The sequence below is a fragment of the Lacrimispora algidixylanolytica genome (genome assembly GCF_003609635.1).
GTDB lineage: Bacteria > Bacillota > Clostridia > Lachnospirales > Lachnospiraceae > Lacrimispora > Lacrimispora algidixylanolytica.
Map to the genome: position 1 here is coordinate 178,615 of NZ_MCIA01000032.1, position 15,273 is coordinate 193,887.

The window sequence follows — 15,273 nt, forward strand, 5'->3', positions numbered from 1 at the left end:
AACAGTAATTGGTATTGATATTTGTTCTATAGAATGGTGGGAATAATCGATGGATATAAGAGATAAATATAAAGAATTTTTACAACTATTTCAGGAGCTGCCTGAGCTTAATGCGACACTAAAGAGTATAGAAGAGAAGTGGGAGGAGCCTTCCTATAGCCTTACCCTTCTTTATGATAAATTCAAGACGTTTTATAAAGGGGAAGAAAGTCTATCTGGTCGGTTTAAGCTACTGATACAGGCCGCCGTAGAGCTGACCACCCAGGAGGCCCCTGACTGGGAGTACATTGGTGCTAGGCTGTTGATGCTTCAATTCGAAGAGAATCTTATAGCGGAGCTGCAACAACAGAACATCAGAACTTTTTACGATAAAATATTAGCTTTAACTAAGGAAGGTCTCTATGGAGATTATATACTGGAGCATTATAAGAAGGAAGAAGTTGACCGCTATGAGACATACATAGTTGCGTCCAGAAATCATCTTTTTAATTACTCAGGGCTAGAGCTGCTGCTTAGCCGATATGTAATAAGAAACCATCACAATGTACCCCTGGAGACGCCACAGGAGATGTTTCTTGGCATTGCCATGCATCTTGCTATGGAAGAGAAGAGGGACCGGGATGGCTGGGTGAAGCGTTTTTATGATATGTTGAGCTCTTTAAAAGTAACCATGGCTACGCCAACGCTATCCAATGCCAGAAAACCTTATCATCAGTTGTCTTCCTGCTTTATTGACACGGTTCCAGATAGTCTGGATGGAATCTATCGTAGTATTGATAGTTTCGCGAAAGTAAGCAAATTTGGAGGCGGTATGGGTCTTTACTTTGGCAAGGTACGTGCGGCCGGAAGTACCATACGTGGGTTTAAAGGAGCAGCAGGAGGCGTAATCCGCTGGATTAAGCTGGCCAATGACACGGCAGTAGCCGTAGATCAACTGGGGGTGCGACAGGGAGCGGTAGCTGTTTATCTGGATGCTTGGCATAGGGATCTGCCAGAGTTTCTTGCCATCAGAACCAATAATGGAGATGACCGGATGAAAGCCCATGATGTCTTTCCAGCAGTATGTTATCCCAATCTATTTTGGAAGCTTGCAAAGGAGAACATTGAGGGCGACTGGCATCTGATGTGCCCCCACGATATTCTTACGATAAAAGGCTGGGCGCTGGAAGATTCTTATGGATCCCTTTGGGAGGAGCGCTATTATGACTGTATCAACGACAGTCGGATTCAAAAGCGAGTGATTCCCATTAAGGATATTATTCGCCTTGTGTTAAAAAGCGCCGTAGAGACAGGAACGCCTTTTGCCTTTAACCGAGACATTGTAAATGAAGCAAATCCCAACAGTCACAGCGGCATCATCTATTGCAGTAATCTCTGTACGGAAATCGCTCAGAATATGAGTGGTGTGGAAGAAATTGAGCAGCGCTATGAAACTATCAATGGAGAGACTGTGGTGGTTACTGTCACAAAGCCTGGAGATTTTGTGGTATGTAACCTGGCTAGTCTTTCTCTAGGAAAGATTGAACTAAAAGATTCTGATGAGTTAACGCAGCTTACCAGGAGCGCCATAAGGGCTCTTGATAACGTGATTGATCTGAATTTCTTTCCGGTTCCCTATGCAAAACTTAACAATATCCGTTACCGGCCAGTAGGTTTAGGCGTGAGTGGTTATCATCATATGCTGGCAAAGAATCAGATCTCATGGGAGTCCGAAGAACATTTGGAATTTGCAGATCGCATATTTGAAGCGATTAATTTTGCAGCCATTGAAGCTAGTTGTGATATTGCCGCAGAGAAAGGCAGTTATGAAAAGTTTGAAGGCAGTGATTGGCAGACTGGAACCTATTTTACCAAACGGGACTATCATTCACCGGACTGGAATCGTCTGCGCCAAAAAGTAGCGGATAAGGGCATAAGAAATGGTTGGCTGATAGCCATTGCGCCTACTAGCAGCACCAGCATGATCGCCGGTACTACGGCAGGGCTTGATCCTGTTATGAGCCGGTATTATCTTGAGGAAAAGAAAAATGGCCTTGTTCCTCGTGTAGCCCCGGATTTGACTCCTGAAACCTTCTGGAGATATAAAAATGCGCATCTGATCGATCAGAAGTGGTCCATTCAGGCAGCAGGGGTCCGTCAAAGACATATAGACCAGGCCCAGAGCATGAATCTATACATTACCAATGACTATACCCTCCGCCAGGTATTAAACCTTTATATTCTGGCATGGGAATGGGGCGTAAAGACCCTGTATTATGTTCGGTCCAAGAGTCTGGAAGTTGAGGAATGCGAGTCCTGCTCCAGTTGATTTTACACATCTAATCATGCAAGTATAAAGAAGGGAGCAGGAAAACTGTATGGAACAATTAAGAAAACGACCGCTATTTAACCCTGACGGTGATACTGATGTAAGAAAACGTCGGATGATAAATGGCAATACTACAAATCTCAATGATTTTAACAATATGAAATATTCCTGGGTAAGTGACTGGTACCGCCAGGCTATGAATAACTTTTGGATACCAGAAGAAATAAATTTGGGCAAGGATACCAAAGATTATCCATTGTTAAGCAAGCCAGAGCGAAGAGCTTATGATAAGATCTTATCCTTTCTGGTATTCTTAGACAGCATACAAACGGCGAATCTCCCAGCCATCGGAGAATATGTGACTGCAAATGAGATTAACCTTTGTCTTTCCATTCAGACCTTCCAGGAAGCCGTTCATAGCCAGAGTTACAGCTATATGCTGGACTCTATCTGCGAACCTCAGACCAGGAACGAGGTGTTATACCAGTGGAAAAGCGATCCTTATCTTCTTAAGAGAAATACATTCATTGGCAATCTTTACAATGAATTTCAAACGGATAAAAGTTATTTTGCCTTTATGAAGGTAGTAGTCGCTAATTATATTTTAGAAGGAATTTATTTCTACAGTGGATTTATGTTCTTTTATAATTTAGGTCGGAATCAAAAGATGACAGGATCCTCTCAGGAAATTCGTTATATCAATCGGGATGAGAATACTCATTTATGGCTGTTTCGCAATATGATCTTAGAACTTGCTAAGGAGGAACCACAGCTATTTACAAAAGAATGTGTGGAAACTTACCGCAATATGATACGTGAGGGTTGCGAGCAGGAGATGGAGTGGGGATGTTATGCCATTGGTGATGAAGTGCCTGGATTAACATCCCAGATGATTACAGATTATATTAAGTATCTTGGAAACTTGCGCTGTGCAAGTCTTGGCTGGGAGCCCGTATACGAAGGTCATGACAGGGAACCAGAGAGCATGTCTTGGGTCAGCCAGTACAGCAATGCTAATTTAATTAAAACAGATTTTTTTGAAGCCAGAAGTACCGCATATGCAAAAAGCAGCGCATTGGTTGATGATTTGTAATAAGAGAAAGAATCCAGCAGAAGTGGTTCCCTTGACAAACTTTTTTTTTCATGTTACTATAATAATACTCTCATGGAAGAGTACCAGTTAGGGGCAGTACTGGTTTCGACAGGGGCTATGCAGCTGGTGAAGCTATCCGTATGCGATGCGTCAAATGGCAAACTTAAATTTAAACGCTAACAATAATAAATTAGCTTTAGCTGCTTAATGCAGCTTGTCGGACTTAAGGCACTCACACTTTAAGACCCCGGCATCGACTATGTGGGAAACGACGTGTACAAAGCTTTGAGTATACGGCCGTATTATGAAGCTACTAAAGCTGTAAGGGTGTCAGCTCCCGTGCAGTGGAGGGAATGTCAATAAACTGACTATGATAGTAGAAGAACAGGGAATTAGTTTTTGGACACGGGTTCAAATCCCGTCTGCTCCACTTTAGTAAAAAACCGTCAAATGCCTTGAAATAAAGGGATTTAGCGGTTTTTTATTTGATCAAAATCACATTTCCAAGTGAGGTTGACACTTCGCTTGGATTTTTAAATTATTTATATTAGAATTCCTTATTGATATTATCCAGTACCTTATCGCTATCAATAGAAACTTCACTTGACTTAATATCATTCTTATAGCCAATCAGAAATGAATCAGATGTTTCTTTAAAATCATTATTTTCAATAAAAAATGAAATAACTCCAATTTTAAATTCCGATGAAACATCAAGGCAAGCCTCATCGTCTTTTCTTCCACCGAAATCATTGGTTGCAGAATATTTTATTTTTATAAAATACCATTCACCATCTTTTTTCCCGTTTAATTCAGAAACTTTGATACTTTCACTATTTTTTAATATCTGCTTCAGATATCTTATAGCAACAATAGATGCTTTATCATATTCATTCAATTCTTTATATTTTCCAAGCTGATCTATATTTAGGACATAATTTTTTTCATCAGACGATAATTTATTATACCGTTCTTCTATATCACTTACTTCTTTATAAGAGATTTTATTTTGTGCAATACCATTGTCTATGGCTGATTGAATACTGTGAATCGAATCGAGATCTAAATTAAGATACTTTTTTATAGTCCCATAATTTGTTACAAGCTCTTTTTGTTTAGGGGTTAGATTGTAATATTCAGTATCTAAATATTTCACTTCTTGAAGAGTTGGAACACCACCCTGGTTTAATAGTTCAACTTTATCCATATATTCTTTGGATATAGTTTTATTATTTGAATTACAAGAACATAATGATAAGATGCCAAGTGAAACCACAATAAGCACCCTAATATCTTTTTTAGTCTTATTTCTAAATTTGTTAAATTTCTGCCTTTTTTCCATATTCATATATAACCCCTCCATAAACGTTTGAAATTATTATAACAATATTCACTATTAATGACAATGAATAAATGACTTACTTGTCCCTAGATTAAAAAATAGTAGGAGATTCGTACTACTCTATCTCTTTTATTTCTTTTATATACGCTTCATATTTTTAAAGAAGTATAATTAAGCGTTTAAATATTCCCTAAAGAAGTAAATTATGTTATATTATTTTAAATAGATATTCTTGGTTATAACATGTGGTAGATTTCAGTATGAACAGATGTACATTTTTTCGCTTTACACATTAGATCAAAAAGAGCAGAAACGGTTAAGCATTTAATTCTCGTCTGTGATATTTTGTTTTAGGGAAAGGAATCTTTATACACGCATGGGAAACCATACAAAAAACTCTGAACCACATGGAAGAACATCTCGGTGAAGAAATCCAAATCGAAGAATTGGCGGAAACTCATGAACAGATGATAATTTCTTTGGGTGAGGCAATGAGATACACTCGGTTTTGGTTAAAAAAGCATGATCTAATTGCCGATGGATTTTTCCCTGAGATATACAATAAAAGTACGCATCACTTATGTTAAGTTGTGGATTCCTTTTAAGAAACGAGAAAAATAATATATTTGTGTTGGAGGAAAACAAATGAGCAATTACGAAGAAGGGCTAAAATTAATTGAAGAAAAGTTCGGCAATGGCAAGGATAATGTTATTTCCCTTGCGACAATAGCGCGGGAGCCGGGTGTTAACGGAATTCCCCGTCCAACTGTCCGTAGTGTGGATGCCTATTATGAAGATGGCACATTTTATGTTATCACAAATGGGAAGTCAAACAAAATGAAACAAATCGCTCAAAATCCGGAGATTTCAGTTTCGGGTTGTTTGGAGATGTTTACCGCTAACGGGGTGGGTGAAAACCTTGGCTGGGTGCTTGATCCAAGTAATGCCGAAATAAGAAGTAAACTTCGTACATCTTTTTCTGAGTGGTACGATATGGCAAATAATGAAAAGAATGAAAATTGTTGCATTTTAGCAATCCATCTCTCTAAGGGAACATTAAATATAAACCATTGGGAAAAATTATATCACATAGATTTCGTGAATAAGACTGATATGGAAAATGGGGGTATTTTTTAATAAGTGAAATTTAATTGTCTATGTTGTTTGACGGGTTTGAATTTCGATTGCCTCATTAAAAAAGCTTAGCGATTGCTAGGCTTTTTATTATTTGTAGTATTTTAAGTTGCATAGATAAATTAAATTCCTGTATAATGATAAAAAAGCTTAGAGGAGAAAATATGGAAGTGAATTCTCTGGCATCAATCATAAGAGAGCAGACAAACAGAGCTTTGTGGGAAGTTAAGAATGTAATAGATTGTGTTCCTGGTGAATTGTGGGACAAAAGTTACTGTGATATGCCATGTTGGAAGCACATCTACCATATGCTTTTTTCTTTAAATATGTGGTTCATCAATCCACGTGACCCATCATTCATAGAACCGGAAATTCATGAAAAACATTTAAATAATCTGGATGTTGTATCCTCAAAGCAGCTTTCAAAAGAGGATATTAATACTTTATTTAAAGAAATAGAAATAAAGATAAAAAAGTATTTGGACCAATTATCGGATGATGAATTATTAGAGAATCCGCCATGCTGTGAGTATAACAGATTTACATTGATATTAGCGCAGTATCGGCATCTCCATACTCATTTGGGTATGATCATGGGATTTATAATTGATGATACAGGTTTTTGGCCAAGAGTATTAGGGTTAGAGGCACCTTTCCCATCAGAGCCTTACAATAAATACTTTTAAGTAATAAGAGTAGAAAATTTACGGATAGTTCCAAAACGTAACATCAATAATTTATAGGGGGATTAATTTAATGGAAAAGCAATTAGAATTGGTAGCAAAGTCTTATGATAGAGAAATTGATCTGGGTAGAAGAGGGATAGATTCCTATAATGAACTACCAGAGCATATCAAAAATGATCCTGGTTATCCGTTATTTCAAAAAATGAGAGAGGCGGAATCTCTATCCGAAAGTGGGAGACAAGAAATTGTTGACTATCTATCACCAGTATCCGGAATGAATCTCATTGATCTTGGATGTTGTTTAAACTTAAAGTTTGGTGGATACAAAGATTGGGCGTCAACGTATCATGGTGTGGATATAAGCAGCAAAACCATTGAGCTTTTGCATGAATTTGTTGAAAAAAATCAATTAATGATAGGTTCCTTAGAGTGTTGCAGTATGCATGAAACATCGTTTGAAACAAGCTTTTTTGATATAGGAACTTGTATTGGCTCTTTGGAGTATTTTGAAAAAGATTTTGTAGAGAAGGTAATAATAGAAGCATATCGCATTTTAAAACACAATGGAAAGTTTGTTCTTGATGTGCCAGATATAGGATCTCCTGAATGTCGAATTACTATGATAATTGAGGAGTATTTAGGTAGAGAGGATAAATATAATATGTCTGTTAGAGAGTTTGATGGTTTGATTGATAATTATTTTATGATAGAGTATAAAGAAAAAGTGGGTCCTATGATACAATACTTTTTAACCAGCAAGAAAATATAGAATGCTTTGTATGCAGAAGAATGGGTATATAAGAATGAATCATAAATAACCGCAAAAAATAAAACCACTGGCTATGATTGCATAGCTGGTAGTTTTTTATCTTGTTCTTACTGTAATGTTTTAGATTTTCTTTTTTAGGTTGAGTCAGCAAGGAATATAAATATAAACCTTGCTGACTTAGCTGTAATAATTAACATTGCTCTGACTTATTAATATACAGATTGATGAAACATAATCACTTTATCAATTCGGTATTTTTAAAATTAGATAAGTCAGATGTGATAAATTTCAATGTAGGAAGATTATGCAATGTGAACGTTAACAGCCTGAAGACCACGGTTGCCCTGAGTGGTTTCAAAAACAACTGACTGACCATCTTCTAAAGACTTAAAGCCTTCCATAGCCAAACCAGAGAAATGAACGAAAATATCGTTGCCTTCTTCATCACAAATAAATCCAAAACCCTTCTGCGCGTTAAACCATTTAACTGTACCTTTTTTCATGAAAGATACCTCCTTAAAATTATAATGTATTTCTTAAAGATAGAAAAATCGCACATATTTGTAAATCATCAATAGAATAATGACTTACAAATATATGCGAAATCAAAACTTTATTCAAAATACATGCTTAGTATAGCATGAAGAAGGACATAAGTCAATCAATAAATCAGTAAATTATAAGATAATCCACCAAATGATTGTTGCCAATGCAGCACCTATAATACAGCAGTTAAAATCATTCATTGTATCAACAAGCCCGGCTGGTTGAATGGCTTTGTCAGATACATGATTGATAGATAAGTGATCCTTATTTACGTGGATTTTTTGCCAGCGTTGGGCATTGCCATGAAGAATACAATCGCTTAGATATTCCAGTACCTCCCAAAGGACATGAAGAGTAATAGAAAAATTAAATCCAAAGAGTAAAATTAATATAGTAGATATTTCAGAGCCTGCGCGAATCGTGGCAATCCCAAAACCTACAAACGCAGCTCCTGAAAGAAAGTGTGTAATCCGATCCCACCAACTGAATTTATCATAATAGCCATAAGAACCGCCAAGGTATAATGTCATAAATAAGATGACGAGATAGACAAGTATGCTAAAAGAATCAATTTCTATTTTAAATATGAGGTAAACAAGCTTAGGCAAAAAAGTTAAAGCAAATACTAGAAGAATGGATTTCATGAATCGGGTATTGTGTTTTACCATGTGATAAACGGCCAAAGCAAGTAAGAAACAACGATAAGCAAATTCAAAGATATACAAAATGTTCATATAATCACCTCGCAATGTAAGTATGTACGATTATAATGAAAGTATGTAAATACGTGGAGTTAATCTAAAAAATCTTAGATTACGATGATAGTCGAAGCACTACATTGGTAAAAAGCCAAATCAGTATAATATATTACCCAATCTTCACCATAACGTTAGCGTTATGTTTCTCTGAATATTCAAAATAAGGGTTTCCGTGCATGGGGATAAATGATATAATTGTTAATTGTATCAATGATTGATTATTTATGAAGTTTGATTATAATAAATCCAGAATAGCAAGGCTTATAATATCGCTGCCAAATTCAGACTCTAAATTACATAAGAATTAATTCAACCAGAATAAATCGTAGAGTCTTACTACAATATAGAATGGCATTAGGAGGAAACGTGGCTAAATTATATTTTAAATATGGTGCAATGGGAAGTTCAAAGACAGCCAATGCACTGATGACAAGATACAACTTCATAGAGAAAGGGAAAAAGGCTTTGCTTATAAAGCCTGATATTGAAACCCGAGATGATAAAAGAAAAATCAAATCCAGAATGGGCTTAGAAGCTGAGTGTATTTTGTTTTCAGAATTACAAGGCTATGATCCAGAAGTAATCAAGGGATATGACGTGATTATTGTGGACGAAGCCCAATTTCTTATGACACCAGAAATCGATTTTTTAGCTTATATCGTGGACAATTATAACATTACGGTATTTTGTTATGGTCTGAGAACGGATTTTACTTCTCACCTGTTTCCAGGATCAAAACGTCTTTTGGAGCTGGCAGATGAAGTAGAGGAATTAAAAACGGCCTGCTGGTGTGGCAATAATGCGATTATGAATGCCAGATTAGATAAAGAAGGTAACATTCTTAGAAATGGAGAACAAATCGTGTTAGGGGCAAATGATAAATATGTCTCATTGTGCAGAAAGCATTATATTGAGAATAAAATTAGAGACGATATCTCATAGATTTTTGCAGTATAATTGGAGAAAGTTCTGTCCAGAATGAATGAAATTTTTAATATCGTATGAGCAAACCGCAAACGGACCCCAGCCGCTCGCGGTTTTTTTAATTCAACTTTCCCTTTTTTCTTAAACTAAGGTCTCATTTTAAAATACTTTTCACGTTTTTGGAATTCCTGCATATTCTGAATCATATGAGAAAAATGCCAAAGGAATTACAAAGCAATGCGAAGAGGAAAAAAGTTGCATAAAAGTTCACTGGATACAATGATGTATAACAGTAATCGAGAGCTATTTAAGGAAAGAGGGAATATTACAGCCCAAATGAAAGGAATATTATATTACAATCGTACGGTAAAAAGAGAACCTGAAATCACAAAACAGGTCTCAAAGGCGGCCAAGGAAGCCGGAATGGACATGGCCGGGACAGAGTGTAGAATTAAATCCAGGCGGTCATATTTAAAAAAGATTCGCAGAAAAAACGGACCCAAAGGGAACTGTTATGAAGTAAAGGATATATTAAGATATACCTATACGGCTTCTGAGGAAGAATTGGTGGAAAAACTCTCAAAAGTGATTGAGCTGTACTCCGTTTCAGGTTATAATACGATTGAAGTCAAAAATTACTGGCTAGACAAACAAAATCCATACAATGGAATCAATACGACGATGCAATCTCCCGAGGGACTGACCTTTGAACTTCAGTACCACACTCATGAAAGTTTTGGGATAAAAAATGGGAAGATGCATGAACTATACGAAAAACAAAGGCCTATGAGAGATGTAAGCAGCAAAGGGTACATAGAATTAGGTGATAGGATGTTTGAACTGTCTGATTCTATGAAAATTCCAAAGGGCATAGAAAAGGTGAAAACTCATGAATGATACGAGATTTTTGAAATTAACCGATTATGAGAACCAGGGAACTGTAATAAAACAAGAAGGAAGACAGTTTTTTGGTTATGAGAAAGGCTCGTGGGTAAGGCGTGGGCTCTCCCTTGGATACTTCTATCCGGATGCTCCGGAATTTGACTGCTATGAAGTGATTTCAGAAAAAGAGGCAATTGGACTTTTAATTGGGGAATAGTACGTTCATCTTATGGTGAACGTACATCCCCATTTTATTTTATCAAATACATAGATTTCATATTAAGTTATCTAGTTGTTATAATATCTCTGGTTTTTCCTCATTATTTTCTTGATTTAATTTCCTTATAAAACCCCATCAATAGTGGAATAACATAACGATAGAACTTTGCTTTTTAATAATTGAAAGGCTGAGGCTTATTTTTGTAAGAAAAACACAAAATTGATAATTATTTTCATCTAATTTCCATTATTTCGATAGTTGCAAATGAGAACTGATGGTGCTATACTCACATATAGTTAATTAGCTAATGATTAAGAAGCTAACAAAAAGGGGGTGCTATCGATGATGCCAGTAAGCGGAAATGAGGACGAAAACAAAGATGCGCCTCATTCCATGCGGAGAAGCGTAATGATAAGCTATATGAAGACCATGAAACTACACCGCTGCATTCTGGAGATGCGTTTAAAAAATACCGGCGTTTACCGCAGCCAGCATCAGATTTTGATGATATTGACAGACCATACCAATTTATCTCAAAAAGAACTGGCGGAACGACTCTATGTTTCAACTGCCACCATAGCGGTGTCAGTTAAAAAGTTGGAACAGGGCGGATATATTACCCGCATTATGGATCAGAATGATAATCGTATGAATAAACTTTGTCTTACGGAACAAGGCAGGCATATGGTTGAAATAAGCAGGGAATATTTTATGAGTGTAGAGACCCGGATGTTTCATGATTTTTCAAAAGAAGAGTTGGCTGTCATGGAACAATTTATGAATCGAATTTACAATAATTTATCTGAAATCCAAATGGATAAGGACATGACAGAAAGAGAGGATTGATGGTTTGAAGATATATTGGAAATATATAAAACCTTATCTTGCTGCATTTATTTTGGCGCCATTACTCATGTTGACAGAGGTTTTGGGAGAGATCATACTCCCTAAGCTTACTTCCATGATTATCAATAACGGAGTGGCGGGCAGAGATGTAGGGTATATCATGCATACAGGTGCAATCATGATTGGAATTGCGGTATTTATGGCTGTAGGTGGAATTGGAGGAGCTTATTTTTCATCTAAGGCATCGATTTGTTTTAGTACGGATTTAAGAAGGGACATTTTTCATAAAGTCCAACAGTTTTCCTTTAAAAACATTGATGAATTCAGCACAGGATCACTGATTACAAGATTAACCAATGACATACAGCAGATACAAAATGTAATTATGATGAGCCTTCGTCTATTGTTTCGTGCTCCAGGAATGCTAATAGGTGGCCTTATTATGGCGTATTTGATGAATAGCCAGTTGGTGATGATTCTTCTTGTTGTAATCCCTTTGCTTATCATTGCAATTGCTATTATTCTAATAACTGCATATCCACGATTTCAAGCGATGCAAAAGAAGATTGATCGATTAAATTCTGGTGTTCAGGAAGCTCTTACTAATGTACGGGTAATTAAGTCTTTTGTAAGAGAGGATCATGAGGAAGAGAGATTTAAAGCTACCAACAGAGACTTAAAGGAAGGCAGTCTTGCAGCGATGCAGGTAGTCGTTACCGCCTTTCCAGTCATGATTCTTGCTATGAACATCACTACCATCGCCGTAGTTTGGTATGGTGGCAATTTGATAATCGCTGGAAAAATGCCGGTAGGAGATCTAACTGCATTCACCATTTATATCATACAGATACTCATGTCCCTTATGATGTTATCCATGGTATTTTTGCAGGCTTCTCGTGCTATGGCTTCTCTAAAACGTGTCAATGAAATTTTAAATACTGAAATTGATCTGACTGATGAAGAAGCGGCTCAAAAAACTGCAACCGTTACAAAGGGTAAGGTTGAGTTTTGTGATGTTAGCTTTCAATATCTGAAAGGCAAAGAAGATATGGTTTTGAAAAAAATCAGTTTCACAGCCGAGCCAGGACAAACCATCGGTATCATCGGTTCTACCGGAAGCGGCAAGACTTCTTTGGTGCAGCTTATCCCACGTCTTTATGATGCGGATTCGGGCAAAGTCATGGTGGACGGCATTGATGTTAAGGATTATTCTCTTCGAAATTTAAGAGAAAGTGTTGCCATGGTATTACAACAAAATGTTTTGTTTTCAGGAACCATTGAAGAAAATCTTCTCTGGGGAGATGAGTCTGCTTCAACAGAAGATGTGATTCAAATGGCAGAAAGCGCCCAGGCCAATGGATTTGTTACAAGTTTTAAGGACGGATATCAGACTGATCTTGGGCAGGGTGGATCTAATGTGTCTGGCGGTCAAAAACAAAGGCTTTGCATTGCCAGAGCCCTGTTAAAGAGACCAAGAATATTGATTTTAGATGACAGTACGTCTGCAGTGGATACTGCAACAGAAGCAAAGATCCGTGAATGCTTTCAAACGACCTTAAAGGAAACGACTAAATTTATCATTGCTCAGAGAATTGGTTCCGTAGAAATGGCGGATAAGATTATTGTGCTTGATGAAGGAGAGATCGTAGGAATGGGATCTCACGAGAATCTAATGAAAGACTGTGAAGCATATCAGGAAATTTATTATTCACAGAGAGACAAAAAAGAGGAGGTGGGTGCATAGATGGACAATATACAAAGAATTGAAAGCTTAAAACATCGTTACGGACGTTCGGTACCACCCACCAAACATAATGGCGGTATGGGTGGAAGAAGAGCGATAAAAACAGGTGCGCCTAATAATACAAAAGCAACCATAAGACGCCTCTTATCCTATTTAAATGATTATAAGCTCAACATGGGTCTGGCGCTTATTTCTGTGATCGTAGGAACTCTAGCACAGCTTTCTGGAGCTTATATGTTAAGGCCTATAATCAATCAGTTCATTGCCCCTCCAGATGGCAGTCCAGGAAATGTAGCCGGTCTGTTAAGAGGAATCACATTAATGGCAGCAGTTTTATTAATAGGTGTAGCGGCGAACTACGTGCAATCCAGACTCATGTTGACCGTTGCTCAGAATGCGCTCCAGAAAATTAGAAATGACCTCTTTGGGAAAATGCAGTCTTTGCCAGTTCGATTTTATGATAGCAACAATAACGGCGATCTTATGAGTCGTTTCAGCAACGATGTAGACACCATTGGGCAGATGCTAAGCAATACTTTGATTCAGCTTTTTTCGGGAGCATTAAGCATTGTGGGAACACTGATACTTATGATCTATACCAATATCTGGCTGACTCTCGTGACTGTTGTCCTTGTCCCTATTATGGTAAATGCGGGGAAGGCAATTGCGACAAGAAGTCAGAAGTACTTCTCAGCACAGCAGGCTTCTTTGGGTGCGGTGAATGGATATATTGAAGAAACAATCACCGGTCAGAAGGTAGTTAAGGTATTTTGTCATGAGGATGTGGCGGAAGAAGAGTTTGGAATTTTAAATGAAGATTTAAGAAATAACATGGTTCACGCACAATTTTTCGGCGGTGTTATCATGCCTATCATGGGAAATTTGAGTCAGCTTAATTATATATTGACCGCATGTATTGGTGGACTTTTATGTGTTCTTCGTGGATTTGATGTGGGAGGACTAACTGTCTTTTTATCTTTCTCCAGACAATTTAGCCGTCCTATTAATGAGATCTCCATGCAGCTTAGCAATGTCTTCTCTGCCTTGGCAGGAGCAGAGCGTGTCTTTACTATTATGGATGAAAAGCCAGAGCCTGAAGATGATAAGGACGCTGTTGTCTTAGAACCAATGAGCGGGAATGTGGAATTGAAAAATGTAACTTTTGGTTACAGCCCAGATAAGGTAATATTAAAAAATATAAGCCTATATGCAAAACCTGGACAGAAGATCGCTTTCGTGGGATCAACCGGAGCTGGTAAGACTACCATAACAAATCTACTAAATCGTTTTTATGATATTCAGGGCGGCGAAATCACCATTGATGGTACGGATATCCGTCATTTGAAGAAGCATAATTTGCGGGAAAACATTGCCATGGTACTGCAAGATACACATTTATTTACCGGTACCGTAATGGAAAATATTCGTTATGGAAGGCTTGATGCTAGTGATGAAGAAGTAATAGAAGCGGCAAAAACAGCATCAGCATATTCCTTTATTACAAGACTCCCTTCTGGATTTGATACGGTTTTGGAAGGTGATGGAGCTAATTTAAGCCAGGGGCAGAGACAGCTACTAAATATTGCAAGGGCGGCCATCTCTAAGGCACCCATTCTAATTCTTGATGAAGCAACCAGTTCTGTAGATACCAGGACGGAAAAGCATATTGAAAGGGGAATGGATCGTCTAATGGAGGATAGAACTACCTTTATTATCGCTCATCGTCTGTCAACGGTACGCAATTCCAATGCCATTATGGTGCTGGAAGATGGAGAAATCATTGAACGGGGCGATCATGAGGAACTGTTGGCTCAAAAAGGCCGATATTATCAACTTTATACAGGTGTAGTAGAGCTTGATTAAGAGTCAAGTTTGACTGGCTGATACCAGGAGCAGGGATATATTTTGTCCATGCTCCTAGTTTTTTGTAAGAGAAATGAAGGATTTTTAGAAAAAAGGAATAGAAAAGCTAGTATGAAATAAAATATGATGGTGAGAAAGATGAGAAACTGTCATTATAT

The 15,273-nt window shown here is 37.4% G+C and carries 14 protein-coding genes and 1 other RNA gene; 12 read left to right on the plus strand and 3 right to left on the minus strand.

Going from position 1 to position 15,273, the window contains the following annotated elements:
• Positions 1-49 precede the first annotated feature (49 nt).
• From BET01_RS17875 to ssrA, 3 genes are all read left to right on the plus strand, one after another.
• Positions 50-2,308 (plus strand): ribonucleoside-diphosphate reductase subunit alpha, encoded by a 2,259-nt coding sequence (locus BET01_RS17875; RefSeq protein ID WP_120198233.1) that lies wholly within the window; start codon positions 50-52, stop codon positions 2,306-2,308.
• A gap of 49 nt (positions 2,309-2,357) precedes the next feature.
• The gene (locus tag BET01_RS17880) at positions 2,358-3,401 is read left to right on the plus strand and encodes a ribonucleotide-diphosphate reductase subunit beta (RefSeq protein ID WP_120198234.1); all 1,044 of its coding nucleotides are present in this window, start codon (positions 2,358-2,360) and stop codon (positions 3,399-3,401) included.
• Between the two features lie 90 nt (positions 3,402-3,491).
• Positions 3,492-3,834, plus strand: a transfer-messenger RNA (tmRNA) gene (gene ssrA, locus BET01_RS17885).
• Positions 3,835-3,948: 114 nt separating this feature from the next.
• Here the strand turns inward: ssrA and BET01_RS17890 are convergent.
• The gene (locus BET01_RS17890; RefSeq protein WP_120198235.1) at positions 3,949-4,749 is read right to left on the minus strand and encodes a hypothetical protein; all 801 of its coding nucleotides are present in this window, start codon (positions 4,747-4,749) and stop codon (positions 3,949-3,951) included.
• Between the two features lie 639 nt (positions 4,750-5,388).
• Here BET01_RS17890 and BET01_RS17905 point away from each other — a divergent pair.
• The 3 genes from BET01_RS17905 (at position 5,389) to BET01_RS17915 (ending at position 7,332) form a co-directional block, all read left to right on the plus strand.
• The gene (locus tag BET01_RS17905) at positions 5,389-5,880 is read left to right on the plus strand and encodes a pyridoxamine 5'-phosphate oxidase family protein (RefSeq protein ID WP_120198236.1); all 492 of its coding nucleotides are present in this window, start codon (positions 5,389-5,391) and stop codon (positions 5,878-5,880) included.
• Between the two features lie 161 nt (positions 5,881-6,041).
• A complete protein-coding gene (locus tag BET01_RS17910) occupies positions 6,042-6,563 on the plus strand; it encodes a hypothetical protein (protein ID WP_120198237.1) in 522 nt (173 codons plus the stop codon).
• 70 nt (positions 6,564-6,633) lie between these two features.
• A complete protein-coding gene (locus BET01_RS17915; RefSeq protein WP_120198238.1) occupies positions 6,634-7,332 on the plus strand; it encodes a class I SAM-dependent methyltransferase in 699 nt (232 codons plus the stop codon).
• Between the two features lie 302 nt (positions 7,333-7,634).
• Here the strand turns inward: BET01_RS17915 and BET01_RS17920 are convergent, their stop codons facing one another.
• Positions 7,635-7,835 (minus strand): cold-shock protein, encoded by a 201-nt coding sequence (locus BET01_RS17920; RefSeq protein ID WP_120198239.1) that lies wholly within the window; start codon positions 7,833-7,835, stop codon positions 7,635-7,637.
• A gap of 174 nt (positions 7,836-8,009) precedes the next feature.
• The gene (locus BET01_RS17925; protein WP_120198240.1) at positions 8,010-8,612 is read right to left on the minus strand and encodes a hypothetical protein; all 603 of its coding nucleotides are present in this window, start codon (positions 8,610-8,612) and stop codon (positions 8,010-8,012) included.
• A 390-nt stretch (positions 8,613-9,002) separates the two neighbouring features.
• Between BET01_RS17925 and BET01_RS17930 the strand changes: the two genes are divergently transcribed.
• From BET01_RS17930 to BET01_RS17955, 6 genes are all read left to right on the plus strand, one after another.
• Positions 9,003-9,578, plus strand: coding sequence for a thymidine kinase (locus BET01_RS17930; RefSeq protein WP_120198241.1), 576 nt, complete (start codon positions 9,003-9,005; stop codon positions 9,576-9,578).
• Between the two features lie 237 nt (positions 9,579-9,815).
• Positions 9,816-10,457, plus strand: a complete 642-nt coding sequence (locus tag BET01_RS17935; protein ID WP_158585099.1) for a hypothetical protein — start codon at positions 9,816-9,818, stop codon at positions 10,455-10,457.
• Positions 10,450-10,659, plus strand: coding sequence for a hypothetical protein (locus BET01_RS17940; RefSeq protein WP_120198243.1), 210 nt, complete (start codon positions 10,450-10,452; stop codon positions 10,657-10,659). The genes BET01_RS17935 and BET01_RS17940 overlap by 8 nt, the downstream gene beginning before the upstream one ends.
• A 345-nt stretch (positions 10,660-11,004) precedes the next feature.
• Positions 11,005-11,508, plus strand: coding sequence for a MarR family winged helix-turn-helix transcriptional regulator (locus BET01_RS17945; RefSeq protein ID WP_330513156.1), 504 nt, complete (start codon positions 11,005-11,007; stop codon positions 11,506-11,508).
• Positions 11,509-11,512: 4 nt separating this feature from the next.
• A complete protein-coding gene (locus tag BET01_RS17950; RefSeq protein ID WP_120198244.1) occupies positions 11,513-13,252 on the plus strand; it encodes an ABC transporter ATP-binding protein in 1,740 nt (579 codons plus the stop codon).
• Entirely contained in the window at positions 13,253-15,115 is a 1,863-nt protein-coding gene (locus BET01_RS17955) for an ABC transporter ATP-binding protein (RefSeq protein ID WP_120198245.1), read from the plus strand. It abuts the gene before it with no gap.
• Positions 15,116-15,273 lie beyond the last annotated feature (158 nt).

Excerpts from the sequence above, each read along its gene's own strand:
- BET01_RS17875 (WP_120198233.1), top strand. The coding sequence starts at position 50 with ATGGATATAAGAGATAAATATAAAGAATTTTTACAACTATTTCAGGAG.
- BET01_RS17880 (WP_120198234.1), top strand. The coding sequence starts at position 2,358 with ATGGAACAATTAAGAAAACGACCGCTATTTAACCCTGACGGTGATACT.
- BET01_RS17890 (WP_120198235.1), bottom strand. The coding sequence starts at position 4,749 with ATGAATATGGAAAAAAGGCAGAAATTTAACAAATTTAGAAATAAGACT.
- BET01_RS17905 (WP_120198236.1), top strand. The coding sequence starts at position 5,389 with ATGAGCAATTACGAAGAAGGGCTAAAATTAATTGAAGAAAAGTTCGGC.
- BET01_RS17910 (WP_120198237.1), top strand. The coding sequence starts at position 6,042 with ATGGAAGTGAATTCTCTGGCATCAATCATAAGAGAGCAGACAAACAGA.
- BET01_RS17915 (WP_120198238.1), top strand. The coding sequence starts at position 6,634 with ATGGAAAAGCAATTAGAATTGGTAGCAAAGTCTTATGATAGAGAAATT.
- BET01_RS17920 (WP_120198239.1), bottom strand. The coding sequence starts at position 7,835 with ATGAAAAAAGGTACAGTTAAATGGTTTAACGCGCAGAAGGGTTTTGGA.
- BET01_RS17925 (WP_120198240.1), bottom strand. The coding sequence starts at position 8,612 with ATGAACATTTTGTATATCTTTGAATTTGCTTATCGTTGTTTCTTACTT.
- BET01_RS17940 (WP_120198243.1), top strand. The coding sequence starts at position 10,450 with ATGAATGATACGAGATTTTTGAAATTAACCGATTATGAGAACCAGGGA.
- BET01_RS17945 (WP_330513156.1), top strand. The coding sequence starts at position 11,005 with ATGATGCCAGTAAGCGGAAATGAGGACGAAAACAAAGATGCGCCTCAT.
- BET01_RS17955 (WP_120198245.1), top strand. The coding sequence starts at position 13,253 with ATGGACAATATACAAAGAATTGAAAGCTTAAAACATCGTTACGGACGT.